1 protein-coding gene is annotated in these 2,100 nt (G+C 43.9%); it reads right to left on the bottom strand.

Translation table 11 applies throughout. The features are described from left to right. The coding region (locus Q0095_RS09985) for a TonB-dependent receptor (protein ID WP_297883363.1) at positions 1-1,875 on the bottom strand (1,875 nt) is incomplete at its 3' end. Positions 1,876-2,100: the final 225 nt, after the last annotated feature.

The raw sequence follows: 2,100 nt of genomic DNA, 5'->3' as shown, positions 1-2,100 counted from the left end.
ATTTTGAGCATCGAAGTAGGTCTTGCCTATCATATTTCCGTCCAGTCTTGTATAAATTCCCATCGGAGCGTAGTATGACGCGCCCAAAGAGAGCTTATACTCGGGGTTTTTCTCGATTTTATTGCCTTTATTGTTCGTGCCGTCTTTGTTGATGTAATTTCCGTATTTGGTCTTTAGCAGACTCGCGGCTAAATTTATATCAAGCTCTTTGCTTGCTTTTGCGACGCCTTCAAATTCCACGCCCATAGATTTTGATTTATCAGCGTTTGCGGTCGAGTAGATGTTGGGGTTATTGGGGTCGGTATAAAATATATGCGTGCCCTTGATGTCCATATAAAATAGCGCGGTAGAAAATCTAAAGCTCTCATACGAACCCTTTACACCGATTTCATAGTCGTCACTTGTCTGTGCGTCAAATTTATTATCCTCCCTGCTGCCGCCAGTGGTGTAGAAATTAAAGCCGCCGGCTAGATAGCCCTTTGAATACATCGCGTAAATATTTAGCTCGTCGGTGATATCGTATCCAAGTGCGATTTTTGGCAAAAACGTCCTAAATGTCGCTTTTTCGTCCATCGAAAACGCGGGCGCACCGGGATTGTGTCCCAGCTCGTATGAAAAGTAATCGACCTTTGTGTGTTTTCTGATCTGCTGATACCTGCCGCCAAGCGTAGCATCAAATTTGCTCGTGATCGGATAGATGATCTGACCGAATACCGATGCTGTCTGCGCGCGATTGACCGAAGGCCAATCCTCGACTATCGTCCTACCGCCGTCGCCGTATTGGTCGCCGATCGGGCCGAAGACTTGCTTTTCGTTTTCGTAATAAAGTCCACCAACCCATTTGAAGCTTTGCTCGCCTACGCTACTAAATCTAAGTTCCTCGGAGAAGGTATCATTTTTAGAATTTAAAAATGTAATTAGCCCGTAGTGATCGGGGTCGAGATAGGTTATTTTACTACCGAAATCCTCGTCGTAAAGCCCGTCTTTTTTGGCTCTACGAAAGGTCGTAGCCGAGGTCGCGTCAAATTTGTCAAATTCATATTTTAGATCTAACGCTCCCGAGCTAGAGGTTTGCTTTACGCGGGCGGGAGTTTCTAAGTTTATATGCTTGGCTTCGCTTTTTGAGATATTGCCAAATCTCGATTTTGGGATAAAAAGCTCGTCGAGCGAGTTGTCCTGGCGGTGAAAAAGATCGCCGTAAATTTTAACCGTAAAACGATCGGTCGGCGCTACTTTTAAATTTAAGCCGAAATTGTAATTTTTCTTGTCGTTGGCTTTATCGCCGTTTAGATCGTTGATGATCCAGCCGTCCTCTTTGGACGCCGAGCCGTTTAAGCCTAGAAATAGTTTATCATCAATCAGCGCGCCGCTGGTTTCAAAAAGACCCAGCATGTATTTGTGCGAGCCGTATTCGGTGCCGACGCTGCCGCTCCACTCGTTAGTCGGTTCTTTTAAAACGATATTGATGATGCCGCCGATTGAGTCTTTGCCGTAGATCGCACTGCTAGGACCTCGCAAAACCTCAACGTGATCAATATTTGTAACGGGGATATAGGCTGCGTCTTTGTTGCTTTGTGCTACGCCGCCGACATAGACCGTAACGGGGTTAGAACTCGTATATATCGAAGGATTGAGTCCTCTAGTACTGATACCCTCATACATCCCGCCCACACCGGTAATGTTTGGCATAGTTTTTACCAGCTCCTCGACGCTTTTAACTTCGCGCTCTTGTAGCTCAGTATCACTTACGACGCTGATACTTTGTGGCACATCCTTTAAATTTTCACTTATTTTGTTTGCGGTAACTTCTACTTCGCCGAGATTTACGCTTTGCTTAGTTTGCTCGTCGGCTATGGCTGGATTTGCGGCGCTCAATAAAAGTAGGGCGGCTGCAGCTTCAGAGAGAGAGAGAGAGAGAGAGAGAGAGTAAAAACTTTCAAAATTTAACTCCTAAAATCTGATAAAATTTTCGCGTTATTATATCAGATGAGATAATCATTGTCAATACTACTACAATATTAAATTAATGCAAAATATAAGCATGATTTATATTGAATTTAATGTTGCAAATTTAGATACGAAATAGGGCGATACAATAAG

The sequence above is a fragment of the uncultured Campylobacter sp. genome (assembly GCF_938045535.1).
GTDB lineage: Bacteria > Campylobacterota > Campylobacteria > Campylobacterales > Campylobacteraceae > Campylobacter_B.
Note: the sequence above shows the minus strand (reverse complement) of the source record. Positions and strands in the feature narration are given on the sequence as shown.